Source organism: Pontibacter saemangeumensis (assembly GCF_039541895.1).
Taxonomy (GTDB): domain Bacteria; phylum Bacteroidota; class Bacteroidia; order Cytophagales; family Hymenobacteraceae; genus Pontibacter; species Pontibacter saemangeumensis.
Map to the genome: position 1 here is coordinate 811,017 of NZ_BAABHC010000016.1, position 14,933 is coordinate 825,949.

11 protein-coding genes are annotated in these 14,933 nt (G+C 55.1%); 5 read left to right on the forward strand and 6 right to left on the reverse strand.

Annotated features, from left to right (window positions below):
- Positions 1-47: 47 nt before the first annotated feature.
- From ABD920_RS17370 to ABD920_RS17380, 3 genes are all read left to right on the forward strand, one after another.
- On the forward strand, positions 48-1,823 hold the full coding sequence (locus tag ABD920_RS17370) for an efflux RND transporter periplasmic adaptor subunit (protein WP_345160770.1): 1,776 nt from the start codon (positions 48-50) through the stop codon (positions 1,821-1,823).
- A gap of 173 nt (positions 1,824-1,996) precedes the next feature.
- On the forward strand, positions 1,997-2,179 hold the full coding sequence (locus tag ABD920_RS17375) for a hypothetical protein (RefSeq protein WP_345160771.1): 183 nt from the start codon (positions 1,997-1,999) through the stop codon (positions 2,177-2,179).
- A 34-nt stretch (positions 2,180-2,213) separates the two neighbouring features.
- The gene (locus tag ABD920_RS17380) at positions 2,214-2,834 is read left to right on the forward strand and encodes a DUF3347 domain-containing protein (protein ID WP_345160772.1); all 621 of its coding nucleotides are present in this window, start codon (positions 2,214-2,216) and stop codon (positions 2,832-2,834) included.
- 209 nt (positions 2,835-3,043) lie between these two features.
- Here the strand turns inward: ABD920_RS17380 and ABD920_RS17385 are convergent, their stop codons facing one another.
- The gene (locus ABD920_RS17385; protein ID WP_345160773.1) at positions 3,044-3,271 is read right to left on the reverse strand and encodes a hypothetical protein; all 228 of its coding nucleotides are present in this window, start codon (positions 3,269-3,271) and stop codon (positions 3,044-3,046) included.
- A 442-nt stretch (positions 3,272-3,713) separates the two neighbouring features.
- On the opposite strand from ABD920_RS17385, the gene ABD920_RS17390 reads away from it, so the two are divergent.
- Positions 3,714-4,352 carry a hypothetical protein gene (locus tag ABD920_RS17390; RefSeq protein WP_345160774.1) on the forward strand — a complete coding sequence of 213 codons (639 nt, stop codon included), beginning with the start codon at positions 3,714-3,716 and terminating at the stop codon, positions 4,350-4,352.
- Positions 4,353-4,497: 145 nt separating this feature from the next.
- Here the strand turns inward: ABD920_RS17390 and ABD920_RS17395 are convergent, their stop codons facing one another.
- Positions 4,498-4,977: a vitamin K epoxide reductase family protein gene (locus tag ABD920_RS17395; RefSeq protein ID WP_345160775.1), complete on the reverse strand. Its 480-nt coding sequence runs from the start codon at positions 4,975-4,977 to the stop codon at positions 4,498-4,500.
- 167 nt (positions 4,978-5,144) lie between these two features.
- Here ABD920_RS17395 and ABD920_RS17400 point away from each other — a divergent pair, with 167 nt between their 5' ends.
- A complete protein-coding gene (locus ABD920_RS17400; protein ID WP_345160776.1) occupies positions 5,145-6,173 on the forward strand; it encodes an SDR family oxidoreductase in 1,029 nt (342 codons plus the stop codon).
- Positions 6,174-6,312: 139 nt separating this feature from the next.
- Here the strand turns inward: ABD920_RS17400 and ABD920_RS17405 are convergent, their stop codons facing one another.
- From ABD920_RS17405 to ABD920_RS17420, 4 genes are all read right to left on the reverse strand, one after another.
- A complete protein-coding gene (locus tag ABD920_RS17405; protein WP_345160777.1) occupies positions 6,313-7,710 on the reverse strand; it encodes a sialate O-acetylesterase in 1,398 nt (465 codons plus the stop codon).
- Positions 7,711-8,117: 407 nt separating this feature from the next.
- The gene (locus tag ABD920_RS17410) at positions 8,118-9,926 is read right to left on the reverse strand and encodes a glycoside hydrolase family 9 protein (protein ID WP_345160778.1); all 1,809 of its coding nucleotides are present in this window, start codon (positions 9,924-9,926) and stop codon (positions 8,118-8,120) included.
- A 287-nt stretch (positions 9,927-10,213) separates the two neighbouring features.
- Positions 10,214-11,563, reverse strand: a complete 1,350-nt coding sequence (locus ABD920_RS17415) for a vanadium-dependent haloperoxidase (RefSeq protein ID WP_345160779.1) — start codon at positions 11,561-11,563, stop codon at positions 10,214-10,216.
- On the reverse strand, positions 11,560-14,925 hold the full coding sequence (locus ABD920_RS17420) for a VCBS repeat-containing protein (RefSeq protein WP_345160780.1): 3,366 nt from the start codon (positions 14,923-14,925) through the stop codon (positions 11,560-11,562). Before ABD920_RS17420 ends, ABD920_RS17415 begins: the two co-directional genes overlap by 4 nt.
- Positions 14,926-14,933 lie beyond the last annotated feature (8 nt).

Sequence of the window (14,933 nt, forward strand, 5' to 3'; positions counted from 1 at the left end):
GCCCTCAGAGGGGCGAATTCCATACTATTTATCTACAGGATAAAAACATGAAACCAAGAAGTAAAAAATTCGCAACCTACGTGCTGGTAGCCCTGGGTGGCCTGCTGCTGGGCTGGCTGATCTTCGGAGGAAGGGCTTCGGAAGAACTCCACGACCATGAAGGAGAGACGGCTGGCGTGGTCACGTATACCTGCTCCATGCACCCCCAGATCCGGCAGAATGCCCCGGGCCAGTGCCCGATCTGTGGCATGGACCTGATTCCGGTAACCGCCGCGGGCGGTGGCACCGGAGAGCCGAGCCCCTATATACTGGAGATGACACCGGAGGCGATCGCGCTTTCCAACATTCAGACTTCCCCCGTGCAGCGGGTAGACCCGGAGAATGAGGTGATGCTGTCCGGCACCGTGGCCCTGAACGAACAGAAGGTCTCTTCTATCACCGCCAAGTTTCCGGGCAGGATCGAGAAGCTATATGTGAACTTTACCGGCCAGGAAGTGCGCAAGGGCGAAAGACTGGCCTCTATATACTCCCCGGAACTGATCACGGCGCAACGCGAACTGCAGGAAGCGGCCCGGTCGAAGGATATCATGCCGGAGCTGTATGAGGCGGCTAAAACGAAGCTTCGGCTCTGGAACCTGTCGGGGAAACAGATACAGCGCATTGAAAACGCGAACGAGCTCATCACTAATTTCGATATACACTCCGACGCATCGGGTGTGGTAACAGCACGCATGGTGGCCGTAGGCGATTACGTAAGCACAGGCTCCGTTCTGTTTGAGGTAGCAAACCTGTCTTCGGTCTGGATTGTGCTGGATGCTTATGAAACGGACCTGTCCTGGATCAAGGAAGGCGCCACGGTCAACTTTACCGTGCAGGGTGTGCCCGGAGAAGAGTTCAAAGCCAAGGTTCAGTTCATGACGCCTGTGCTGGATGCCAGCACCCGGGCAGTGCAGGTAAGAGCCGAGGTGCAGAATCCCGGCAACCAATTAAAACCGGGCATGTTTGTGAACGCGCGAATCAAGTCGGCCACCCAGGCGAAAGGCACAGAAGATGCCCTGGCCGTGCAGCGCACCGCCGTCCTCTGGACTGGCAAGCGCTCCGTGGTCTATGTGAAGGTGGATGACCGGGAAGCGTCGGCTTTTGAGATGCGGGAGGTAACCTTAGGGCCGCGCTTGGGGGATATGTACCTCATAGAGGCTGGTCTGAGCAAAGGAGAGCAGGTTGTGACCAACGGTGTATTTGCCGTGGACGGTGCCGCGCAACTGAGCGGCAACTACAGCATGATGACAGCGCCGGCGAACAACCGGATGGAAGTTCCGGAGGCTTTCCGAAACCAGCTTACCGCCGTGGCTGACAAGTATTTGTCGCTGAAAAACGCCTTGGTCGCTTCGGACGCACCGGCAGCACAAAAGGCCGCGGGAAATGTGCTACAGGCACTTGATAAAGTAGACATGAGCCTGCTGGATGGCAGCACCCACGCCAAATGGATGCAGCTACTGCCCGCCCTGAAAACGCATGCGGAGGCCATCCAGCAAAGCGCGGCGCTGGATAAACAGCGCACCGCTTTCTCGCCGCTCTCTAACCACCTCATCGAGGCGGTGGAGACCTTCGGTACGGACAAAGAAGTGCTCTTCAGGCAGAAGTGCCCGATGGCCCTGGGTGACCAGGGGGCGTACTGGCTAAGCGAGCAAAAGGAAATCCGAAACCCGTACTTTGGGGAAGCCATGCTAAGCTGCGGCGAAACAGAGCAAACGTATCGCGAGGGACAGGTGATGAGGGCCAAAGAGCAAAAGCCGGCACCGGTGCAGGGCCACGTACATTAAGATTAAAAAGAAAAGGATGAAAGACTGTTGTAAAACCGGTGACGAAGAGCCAAAAAGGAGACCAGTGTGGCTGAAGTGGCTTCTTTATGGGCTGCTACTGCTTGCACTCGGTTTTGTGGCACTTCAGCAAGCCCGCTTCTAAATATAAATAGTTATAATATCATATAAGCACGATGAAAAAAACACTTTTCGCAGTCGCCGTTGTCGCTTCGTTCAGCTTCACAGCCTGCTCTGACAGCACTACAAACACAGAACACCACGAAGAGATGCACGATGAAAACATGCCTGCTGAGGAAGAACACCACGGATCGGAACACGATGAATCCGGGAGCCATGAGAAGCCATCAGAAAAATAAGCTTACATTAAATTAACCAGATAAATTATTTAACATGAAAAAGACACTTTTCGCAGCAGCCGTTGTAGCTGCTTTCACCTTCTCGGCCTGTTCAGAGAACACAACCGAAAGCACCGAAACAACCGTGGAGAACACGGAGGCTGCACCGACTGAGGCTGCCCTGGTATCCGGTGTGGTGGTGGAGACGCCTGACTATTCCAATGTGGCGGAGCCGATGAAAACCCAGATCTCGCAACTGGTGAGCCAGTACCTCAAGCTGAAAGACGCTTTAGTAGCCTCAGATGCCGATGCCGCAAAAGCAGCCGCAACGGAAGTGCTGGGAACCGCCAACGCCATGCCGGTTGCCACCCTTACCACCGACGAAAAAGCATATGCCGAGGAGAAAACAGCCCAGGTGATCAGCAGTGCAGAGCAGATCGCCGCTGCCTCGGATGTGGAGGCGCAGCGTGCGCAACTGGAGCCGCTCTCCGAGTCGGTATTCTCCTTAGCCAAAGCGTATGACGCGGGAAGCCAGAGCCTGTACTACCAGCATTGCCCGATGGCCCTCAACAACAAGGGCGCCTACTGGCTCAGCGCGAATGAGGAGATCCAGAACCCGTATTTTGGTGACAAGATGCTGAAGTGCGGCAGCACAGAAGAAGTATACGCAGACTAACATTTGACCAGGCGCAGCAAAAAAAGGCAGCTATATATAGCTGCCTTTTTTTTTCTGCGCCTATATGGTTTCCCGCTGCGCTTCTCTACTTAGAATCTGCACCCGCAGGCAGCGCGAAGCCCAGTCATTGTATCGCGCCTGCTGGCAAGGATAAACTGGCCTCAGGTGTACCGGAGGGTATTTTATATATAACTCTTGATTCGGTCTGCTTAACGGTAGGTTGTCCGATGGTCTGGCCGTACGAGCAGCCACACCAGCAGCCCTAAGGGCCACGCCAGAAATGCCACGACGAGCGCCACCAGCCAGCCCGGCTTGCCTCTTCGCTCGGCATCCTTATAAGACCAGAAAATACTCCATAAATATACGATCAGGAGCACCAGCCCCAGCACGATGCCTATAATACCCAGTCCTAAAAAAAAGTCTCCCATTGGTTCCATAGCTTATAGTGGTTTGAGTTAAAAATAGTACCTCTGGCTCATTCATTTTAACGAACACCTCCTTGTTGGGTTTGATTACCAGCTAAATACCCTCTATAACGTTGGCCGGAGGCCCGCATCTATCCTGGAAAGCCGTCCTTCTTTCCAACCTGGAAATTGATAGATTCACAGCGCCAATCGTGTTTATGTCTTTTATTCCTACCCTGTGGTTAAGTCTAATTCAAACTGTCTCCTGCTTAAAGCTGCTTGGGATGCGCTGGGCTTATAGCTTATATATCCCTCTTCCTATTTCAATCTTCCCTTTGATATACCTTGACGGACATTGATATATGTACAGACATATGCCAGTAAATAGAAAGCAGGCACAAACATCTGAGTTCTCAGGCCGTATTGCTTCTGAGTGTAACGTGTAATTTTAAAGCTTTGGAGGAAGCGTAGCGATATGGGACTGAAGGATTTATTCGACAACCTGAAGAAGGAAGTAAAGGTGGTGCAGGGCGAGGAGACAAAGGACAAAGTGTACAGCAACCACAACGAGTTCGCAGACGAAGCCGCTGCCAGGCAAGCGTTTGAGCAGGCAAAACAGAAGCTGTTTGATGTAAACGGATGGTCCAGGATGGCGGGCTTCAACTCAGAGTTTAACCTCTACGACAGCCTTGGCCACCGGACCACGGCACGCAAGCCTGAAGTGGGCTACTATATAGACATCATTCTCCCGGCCTCCACCATGGAGAACTGGGTGCAGGTGACTGACATCCGGGAGGAGGAAAACCTGGCGGAGTTTGTAGTACATCCCAGCGAGAAGCCCCAGGAGCGAGGCCAGGGGGATAAGGTGATCCAGCATTTCTTCATCAAGGAAGCCAGCAGCACGTTTCGGGTGGTGCGGGAGGGCAACACCCTGCACGCCTACGAAATCGGGCGCAACGAAGGCATCAACAACGAGGGGCAGGAAGCCGGTAACCGCGCCCTGCTGAACACGCTGGTGGCCGAAGGCGGCTGGGCTGGTGTGCAGGCCCTGCAGTGGGACAAACTCACGAAGTACCTCGTTCACCTGGAGGAGGCTGACGAAGAAAAAAGTTAGCAGGGCAGGTTAACGCGGGCGCTCTATATAGGCCCTATATAGGTTGCTTCGTTGGCACCGTCTAATCACCGGATATATAGGAAAGGCTGAGGCAACCATTTTTTAGGTGCTTCAGCCTTTTGTTTTTCAGACAAGATGAGAAGGCTTAGTCGCGCCGCCTGAACAGTTGCCGCAGCGGAAGCAAGCTGGCGAAGTTGATAGCGGCACCAGCTACGCAGTATATGCAGATTTTCTTTTGAACAAACGCCATTTTATAAAGGTACTGCGCCGCGCCAGCAGCTTGCCCCACTAACACGCCGGCCATGGCCACATCCAGCATACGCGACGGCTTCCTGTACCGCGTGGCAGCAGTAGCCAGCAGGATGGTGGCGGCATAGCTGCCCAGGCTGATCACGCCGTCCGGCATTCCCAACAGCACCGCGTCCTTCGAGGAATTCACTTTCTCGGTGTCAAATACTTTGCCGGGCAGGTCGGGCATATGCCGGATAAAACCCAGCTGAAAAAGAGAGATCAGGCTAAAGTCTAACAAGCCTACGGCCGAAAGGGCTGCGATCTGGCGGCGGTACCCGGTGGCTTCGGTGGAGTCTTCCCTGATGCGGTGAATAATTGTTTTTTCTTCTTTCATAGCTTTTCGTGTGTCTTAGGGCTGTACGCGCCGCCACAAAGCGGGTTCCTTCGCCTTCACCCCGTCCAACCCAACACAAAAGGCATCAATCGCCTCCTTTATAACTAAGTTCGGAAAGTAGGCGTACCACCAACAGAAGAAATGACACGACTAAACCTGCAAAAACTATGGACAATAACAACAACGGGCGCCACAAAGGGGTGGCGGTAGTAACGGGAGCCTCAGCCGGATTGGGCAGGGCCATCGCCCGTGAGTTTGCCCTCAACGGATATGATGTGGCCCTGATCGCCCGCGGTATAGACGGACTGGAAGGAGCCAAAAAAGAAGTTGAGTCCCTGGGGCGAAAGGCAGCTTATTACGCGGTGGACGTAGCCGATGCGGACGCCGTGGAAAACGCAGCCGAAAAAATAGAAAAGGAACTGGGGGAGATCGATGTGTGGGTGAACAACGCCATGAACAGCGTGTTCAGTCCCATCAAAGAAATGAAGGCGGAAGAGTACAAGCGCGTGACGGAGGTAACGTACTTGGGGCAGGTATATGGCACGCTCTCGGCACTGAAGCGCATGCTGCCCCGCGACCGCGGCTCTATTGTGCTGGTGGGCTCAGCCCTCGCCTATCGTGGCATTCCGCTGCAATCAGCCTACTGCGCCTCCAAGCACGCCATCGAGGGTTTCTACGATTCGCTGCGCACCGAACTGATCCACGACAAGAGCAATGTGCAGGCAACGATGGTGCAGCTGCCCGCCATGAACACCACCCAGTTTGGCTTCGTGAAATCACGGCTGCCCAATAAGCCGCAACCCATGGGCAAGATTTACCAGCCGGAAGTGGCCGCCAAAGTGATTGTGTATGCCGCCGAGCACAACCGCCGCGAGTACCGTGTCGGCTACCCGACCCTGGAAGCCATCATCGGAAACAAGATAGCGCCCTGGTTTGCCGACTATGTACTGGCGAAAAACGGCTATGAAGGCCAGCAAACAAACGAACCGGAGGACCCGAACCGAAAGCACAACCTGTGGGAGCCGATCCCCGGGGACCACGGCGCACACGGCACCTTCGACGACAAGGCCACCTACTCCAGCCCGCAGGTATGGCTTAGCCTGCACCGCGACAAAATACTGCAGGGCGCGCTGGCCCTGGGTGGCATTGTGCTGGGAGGCATGCTCGCGAAGAACTGGGGAAGGGAGGAAGATTAAAGCTGTCTCAAAGCTTAGCTATATATAAGCAGCGGGCGCCGGTCATATAGTTGACCGGCGCCCGCTGTTTGTATGTGTATGCATCTGGGAGGAGGTTTTTAAAGCACCTCTATGGCCCTATTTATCCCTATTGCTTAGCTTACTCCTGCTTCGCTGTTACGTTCTCTGTTCTGAATGTGGAAGCCGGAAGGCCGGCTTTGTTGAAGAGGCCTGGCGTCACGGTGTTGCTCCACTCATAGCGCACCGCCACAGGTTTCTTCACCGACTTTGCCTGCACCACCACCGTACTGCCGTCTATCTTCGCATCGGCTTTCACAAACTTACCGTCCTCGCCGGCTACCTCGAAGTTCGGGAGTTCCTTGCTTTTGCTCACCAAACCGCTTTCGGCATAGTCGAAGTACAGTCTTACTTTCCTGCCTTCCACTTTCATCTCGCGGAACAGCGGGCCGGAGGCAGGGCGATCTGTCTTGCCGTAGGCTTTGTTCAGGGCCAGGTTTGCCAGGCGCTTGCCCACGTCTAATTTATTTCTGGGGTGGATGTCGTCGTTATCACCGATGTCGCTGACTACCACCATGCCGGTGTTCGGAACCCGGAGGCTACGGCGCTGGGCGTCGCGCAGCACCGCGCCGGCCTGCGGCCCGTAATCTTTATAGGGGGCAATCTGCACGTAGTAGAACGGGAACTCATAGCCCCAGTCGCTGCGCCAGTTGTTAATGAGCGCCGGCAGCATCGTGGCATATGCCTCCGGGGCGTTGGTATTAGACTCGCCCTGGTACCAGAGCGCCCCGGCAATTTTGTAAGGCGTCAGCGGCGCAATCATGGCATTGTAGGCTTTGCCCGGCTGCACTGGCCCATAGGGCACCTCCTTCTGGGCAGCGGCCGCTTTCTGCAGCACCGGGTCTTTGTCGACTGTCTCGGGGCTCACCCACACTTCGGCGGGCGTGCCTCCCCAACTGCTGTTAATCAGCCCCACCGGCACATCCAGCGCCTGGTACAACTCTCTACCGAAAAAATAGCCAATTGCGCTGAAGTGCTTCATGGTTTCAGGGGTGCACACCACCCACTCGCCCTGCACGTCGAGTTGGGGGCCGTCGGCGGTTTGGTGGCCCACGCTGAAGAAGCGAATCTCCGGGTATGTTGCTTTCGGCACTTCCTGCTCCGCGTGGTCGATGCCTGCCGCCGCCGACCATTCCATGTTTGACTGGCCGGAGCAGAGCCACACCTCCCCTGTCAGCACATCTTCCAGCGTGATGGTGTTATGGCCTTTGATGGTGACGGTGTAAGGCCCTCCTGCGGCCGGAGTGTTCAGCTTTACCGACCACTTGGCAAGGTTGCTGCCTTTGGTGGTAACTGGTTTGTTGTCCCAACTGCCGGTCACGGTCACTTCCTCCCCCGGCTTGGCAGAGCCCCAGACGGTTACTTCCGCATTTTGCTGCAGCACCATGTGGCTCCCGAAGATGGACGGCACCGACACGGCCCACGCGTTACTTAGGCTCAGGGTTATCGCAACCAGGAAAAAAACAAGCGATTTTTTCATCTTATGCATCTGCTTTAAATCAGTAGTGAAGGTTATATACAGCCAATGGGAAATGAGGCTATGTAAAGAAAAAAAAAAAAGCCGGTGATGAAACCAGTTCTTTCTTTTTTTGAGTCTCCCGCACCTGAACGGAGCACCGTCCTATACACAGCAGGGACCTATCTGTACAGTATTTTTATATCCCTATCTGTACAGTATTTTCATATCATAGAATCCACCTGTAGCTTCAAACCGAAGCGCCCAGTTTCTCACAAAACTATTCCAGCTCCTGCCTATATAGGTTTATAGGTGGTTTACGCCTGCGGGGCACCAGCTATATATAGCTGCCCGGCTCCTATACTCTGGTATATATAAAAGAGGCCCTTGCTCTGCAGCACGGGCCTCTTTTATATATACCACCGCTCTTCCTATAAGGCGGCCTTGTTCTGCAAGGCCTCTATCGCGCCGGCCAGGTACACAAACGGTGCGTTCCAGTTGATGGCGATTTCGTTGGAGGCGTAGGAGCAGTCGTCATCGGTGAACATCTCATCTGCGAAGGCAGACGTGTAGGTGGTGCACTTGTCCTGTTGGTCGGCCCGCGCGTTCGGACCGCCGGAGAGCAGGCCCGGCACTGGCTCCGCTATCCCGTCCGCAACGGATGGGCGGTGGTGCGGGTGCATGATGGGTTTGTCGCCGAAACCGGTCAGGAAAGAGTAACCGGTGGCGTTGCGGCCCAGCAGGTAATCGAGGTTAGACAGCGCGGCGTTGATGTATTTCTTATCATTGGTGAGCTGGTAGGCCTGGATAAGGGCGATGCCCTGGTTGGCGGCCACCGAACTGCTTCCCCATATATAATCCTTTTCCGTTTTGCCCATCACGGTGCGGTACGAGCGGCCAGCGGCACCTTCCATCAGTTCATCAGCAAAAGAAACGATCCGTTTTTTAATATCCGGAAGGTCTTGCTGCGCAGCGGGCGTCAGTTCATCGGCGAAGCGGGTGAGGGTATAGTAGCCCAGCAGGCGCACCTGTGGCCACGAGGGCAGCGGCATTTCAGCGTCCGGCAGCATGTTCACGGCTTTGTAGTAGCTGTCGTCTTTCGTGGTGGCATATAGCTCCGAGGCGGCCCATATAAACTCATCGCGGTAGTCTTTGTCGCCGTAGCCGCCCGTAGAAACCTCCGGCTTAAACTGCTCGTTCATGGCGTTCTGGTCGTAGTTCATGTCAGGGTTCTTCTGCGCCCAGGCCCATGCTTTCACGGCTGCTTGGAGGGTAGAGTCCGCCAAACCCGGTAACTCGTTTTCATAGTTCCGGAATATGCGGCTGGCCTGGGCCATCACCGCGGCGAAATCGAGGGTGGCGGCAGTGCCTTTCTGCACCACGTAACGGGAGTTGGTTGCCTCGGCAGGCATCACCATGCCGTCAAAAGAAGGGTTGGTGAGTTTGTTGTAAACGCCGCCGTCGTGCGGGTCCTGCATGGCCATCATCCAGCGCAGGTTCCAGAGCGCCTCATCCAAAATGTCCGGCACCTGGTTGCCGCTCTCCGGGATGTTCAGCTCCAGCGTTTTATAAAACTCCGGGAAGTCCTCGTAGGCAGAAAACAGCGTGCCCATCGTGATGCCGGAATTGACGATATACTTGTTGTAATCGCCGGCATCGTACCAGCCACGAGGGGCAGAAATTTTGGAGCCTGCCGGCCGTTGCGCCGAAGCGGCAGAAGGATGGATCAGCACTTCGTTGTCCGGGTGGCCTGCGGCCCGCGCCCATTTGCCGGCGTAGGTTTCCGGCAGGTCCGCAGACATGCGCTGGTAGTAGAACCCTTTGATGGAAGCCGCAGCTGCCTCCCTGTGTACATCCTGCCCGATCTCGAAGGGATAAGAATGCCCTACCCCCGGGATGACGATCACAAAACTTCCTTTCTCCTTCAACTCGCTGAAGTCCGCGATGCGGGTGGGCCTGTTCGAAAACTCGCCGGCTTTTGTTTCTGAGAGCTGGCCGGTATATACGGTCTTTTGTTGGTCGGCTGTTTTCACGTAAAATTCACCGCCGCTGTTTTCGCCTACCACCACAGCCACTTTTGAGGCGTTCGGATAAAAGCCAAGCTGGTTCAGGCGTATGCTTTCGGACAACTGCAGCTGTGCCTGCGCAGATGTTCCCGCCTCCTGCTGCACATTGGAACAGGAAAAAAGAAACAAAGCAGACAGGCCATATATAACTTTGGTAAAAGTCGGTTGATGCATAGAATGCGTTTTAGGTGAAGATGTTAACGGATGCACAGCGAAGGTAGGCGAAACAATTGGAAACAGGGGCTACCGGATGTTTCGGATATATGGCTGAGATGTTAAAACTGCGGTATATATAGCCATATCGCTCCTGATTATGTGAATCTGCAGGGAGGCAGCATCCAGCTTTAGATCAGCCCTGATTTTTTCTGCATTTACATACCTTTGCGGCCAGAGGCCGCATGATAGCAGGCACGAGCGGGGACGCTCGCGCCATATGAGTTTTAAAAAAATCTACCTGGATGTTACTTCTGCGCAAGCTCGCGTGCCTGCGAAGCGGGCTGCTTGCCAGCTTTCTGCAGTACCCACTCCCCTACCTGCAGCCCCTGTGCACGGCCGTTGTCGATGGCGTCCATGAAGTGGATACCGCCATAAAAGCGCGAAATCCCTGCCTCAATGGCGGCCTGCTGAAATGAATCGAACTTGCGGGCGGGCAATCCAAAACGGACCTCCACGGTATCAGTATAGCTGAAGTCATCGCCGAAATAGTGGGTCAGCACCACCTCCGACGCGGCAGAAATGGTAGAGTGGCCGCTCAGATACTCCGGGAACGGGGGAGTCTGCAAAAACGGTTTCCAGGAGGTATCCATATACTTCCGGATGGCTGTCTCGGGCCGGATGCGGTTGCTTCTGAATTTCTCGTCCCAGCAGGAGATAAAGCCATCCATCAGCGAGACGGACACCATCGTGTTGATTTCCATTGCCTCCGAAAAACCCTTGTCAGCCTGCTTACAGGCAATGCCGGTGATGCCCAGCCAGTGCGCACCCGGCGATATCTTCTTCATGCCCACCATCAGGTGGCCGTTGTCCTGCAGCGCAAAGGGGTTGCAGTCCCAGAAAGCAGCGATCTGTTGCTCCTCCTCCGTCAGGCCGTCGCTGCCCTTCTGCTGGCACTGCTGCATCATCCTGTAAAATTCAGAGCTTTTATCCTTTGAGAAAGCGACAGGAGGCGATGGCTGAAACTGTGTACAGGTATCGAGGGTGAAGGAGCGCACGGTGTTAAAATGGGGCTCCACGGGGGCAAAAAACCCGGGCGGCGTAGGGTGCCAGGCACCTTCTTCCTCAAAAGGTGTATAGCGGGCGTAGTTGCTGATCCGGTTGTATTTGTCGGCCTTGGCATAGGCCAGGATGGCCTGGCTGATGTGCTGGGCATAAGTGAGGGAGTTGGCAATCACCTCCTCCGAGACGCCTGCGGTGCGGCAGGAATCGAGGAACTGCTGCTCGTAGGCGTCCAACAGCGGACCGGAAGGCTGCATTTTCTTGGCGGTCTCCAGCATGGCGAGCAGTGCGCTCAAGTCGGTGGCGTAGTTCGTGAGGCCGGCAGGTTTCTCAATTTCAGGATATTCATTCAGAATACCGTGCATGCTTTGGCGGGCGCTGTCGTTTTGCGACACCACCTCGTATCCGGCCAGCGTGGCATACGCGTAAAACCGGGCTGCCAACGGAGGGTTTGTGACGTCGTTCACCATAATGTCCGTCATTTTGGCTATCACCCCGCTGATATGCTCGCTCTGGAACCGGGGCAATTCCGCCTCCTGCTCTTTACAGCCAGACAATAGCACCAGAATACAAAAGAAGGACACTACTTTTCTCATGGGTTCAATATTTTATATGCCTTGATTTCCTGCTGATTCACGCCAAACAGCAACAGGTTGTTAATTGGCAGCAAGCTTCGCACATCCCCCTTTACCTGGAGACCTGACTTGCTCTGGGGAATATAAGAAAAATTTCCCTTTCCATCGCCCTGCAGCAGCACCCCGTAACTGGCGTCGTACTCCCCGAAGCGCAGGCGGGCCTTGTTCATATTGCCGGCCAGGATCACATCCAGCTTGCCGTCCCCGTTGAAATCCAGGGGGCTGATAGCGTAAACAGGAGCAAACTGGGCCTGAACCGGCAGGGGCTTTTCCACAAATCCACCCTGCGCACTGCCCTCAAAATAAGCCGTCTGCAGGTAATTAGCAGACAGTTGCTTTGCCCCCTTAAGTTCCGCCGGTGTAAAGATATCCGTAAGCGTTGCGCCGGCATAACTCTCGTAGCTCGCGAAACGCGTGCGCATGATGCTCACCTGCTCAAGTAGTTCGTCCCGCGTCACGTAGGGGTAGCTTTGCCCCTTGACATAGAAGGTCAGGATCGGGTCTACGGAACCGTTATCGTCAAAATCCTTGTAGTAAAGTTCCGCCTGCTGGTGATCGGAAGCTTTCACCTGGGAGTTCAGCCCCATGTTCCCGACCATCAGGTCCGGCTTGCCGTCCTGGTTGAAGTCCTCGATGAGCAGTTTGTTCCACCAGCCGCTGTACCGCTTTTTGAAATAACGGTTTGTCACGTCGCGCAGCTTTCCATTCGCGCTGCTGAACACGGTCACCGGCATCCACTCTCCCACTATAACAAGTTCCGGCTTTTTGTCGCCATCAAGATCATGCCAGGCGGCATCCGCCACCATCCCGACACGTTGCAAAGCGGGGGCCACCGAGGCGGTCATATCCCTGAATCTCCCGGTTCCATCGTTCATCAGGACATAGCTTCTTGGAATCTCCGGGTAGCGCCCCGGTATCACGCGGCCACCCAGAAACAAATCCATATAGCCGTCGCCGTTGATGTCTGCCGCGCGGGCGCCGCTGCTGCTGGTGAACATTTTGGGCAAAGCGCCGGAGGATTTCGTAAAGTTGCCTCTCCCGTCGTTGAGGTAAAGCATGTCCTGCAGCAAAGCATCCTCCGGCGCAAAGTTGTCGTAGCCCCCGCTGCTGATATATAAATCCGGCTTCCCGTCCTTGTTGGCGTCGAAGAACAGCGCGTCCACATCCTGGCTTCCTTTAGCGGCCTCAAACGCAGCATTTGCTTTCAGGCTAAAGCGCCCGCCCCGCTGCTGTATATATAAAGCGCCCGCCTGCCCGGCCGAGCCGCCGGCATATATGTCCTGCAGCCCATCGCCGTTCACATCGGCTTTCGCCAGGGCCGGTCCGGCAAACGACATCGGGTTCACCAGCAGCGGCTGGCGCTTAAAATCGTTTATTGCCTTTTTCTGGTGCGTAAACGCCACCGGCGACTTCACCTCTTCCAAAGCAGGCGAAGTTTCAGTTTTCGGATACGGGTACGTGGCCGTCGCTTCTTTCTCCTGCAGCGCCAGCACCTGGTTGGCCTTCACCTCATATATAACCTGCTGCTTCCCACTCTGCCACACCACACGCAGCGAGTCAACGGTTGCAGCCTCCCCCAAACCAAAGTGCAGCACCGGCGACACGTTCGACTGGTACCCGCGCGTCGGCATCTGCTCCTGGTACTGCTGTTTGCCGTCTTTATATAGCATAACCTTCGCGCCAATGCCAAAAGTGTTCTTCCCCGCTCCAGTCAACTTTACTTGCAGGTAGTTATGTTTCAGCTGCTTGCCAGCCTCGTTCTGATATATAAAAGCGGGCTTGTTGATGTTGTTCACCACCAGGTCCAGATCACCGTCGTTGTCCAGGTCGGCGTGGGCGGCGCCATTGCTGTTCGAGGCGAAATTCACGCCCCAGTCGGTGCCTTTGTCTGTGAAAGTCAGGTTTCCGTTGTTCTTATAGATATAGTTGTTGATGTTGGAGGCAGGTATCTTGTTCACCAGTTCCAGAATGCCTTTGGGGTTCATCCTGCCGCCCGCATTCTGAAAGTAAGAGCTGCGGTACTTGATGAAATCGAGGTTGGTGAAATCGCGCAGGAAGCCGTTGGAGACGAAAAGGTCTTTCCAGCCGTCGTTGTCATAATCAGCAAAAAGGGGGGCCCAGCTCCAGTCGGTGTTCGAGATGCCCGCCAGCTGCCCTACCTCGCTGAACGTGCCGTCCCCGTTGTTCACGTGCAGCATGTTGCGCATGTACTGCGGGCTGAAACCGACCCGCACAAACTGGTCGAAGTACTCGTAGTTATCCGGCGAGAACAGCAGCTTCTGCCTGCGGTTATCTTCTGGTAGCATGTCCAGGGTATAGATGTCGAGCAGGCCGTCGTTGTTAATATCCGCGATGTCATTTCCCATCGAGTACAGGGAGATATGGCCGATGCTCTGGTTGATCTTATCCGTGAAAGTGCCGTCGCCGTTGTTGAGGTAAAGGTAGTCCGGGACAGAGTAGTCGTTGGATATATAAATATCGGGCCAGCCATCGTGGTTGATATCCGCTATACCCGCGCCCAGCCCGTACGTAAACGCCGAGCCCGCAAAGCCCGCCTTGTCTGTTACTTCCTGAAACTTGCCGTCTTCATTGCGGAAAAGCTTTACCCGCATCTCCGGCTCCGTCTTTTTCTGAATTTCCCGGATGCTTGTTTCGTCCAGGTTCCGGAACACCGTCGGGTTGTGGTTCAGCAGGAACATGTCGAGGTCGGCGTCCCGGTCATAATCAAAGAACGTGGCGCTGGTGCTGAAGGCGGCGTCGGCCAAGCCATATGCCTGGGCCTGCTCCTCAAACTTCGGTTTCCCGTTCGCATCAGGCCCCTGGTTGATGAACAGCTGGTTTGCCCGCGCCTCCGGCGGCATGTTGCCGGAGTAGCAGAGGTATATATCCAGCAGGCCGTCGCCATTCACATCGGCCATGCTCACGCCTGTTTTCCAGTTGTTGGGCCTGCCGGCCACCGCGGCTGAGGTGGTGATGTCTTCGAACTGCATATCGCCTTTGTTCAGGTAGAGGCGGTTGGGCGCCATGTTGGCCGAGAAATAGATATCCTGCAGCCCGTCGTTGTTGATGTCACCGATGGCCACGCCGCCCCCGTTGTAGAAGTACTGGTAAGCCAGGATATTCCCGTAGGGGCTCTCCTGAATGGTGTTGCTGAAGCTGATGTTGGTCTTCTCTGCGGGCAGCAAACGAAACATCGTTTCGGCGGGCGGATCATTTTGCCGGGCCGCACTGGTGTCTGCTTCCGACTCTTCCTGCTGGCAGCCTGCCATTAATGCGGTGAAAAAGACAAGGGAAAGCAGAGAGGGTATTTTTAAAAACTGCATGCTGTTCT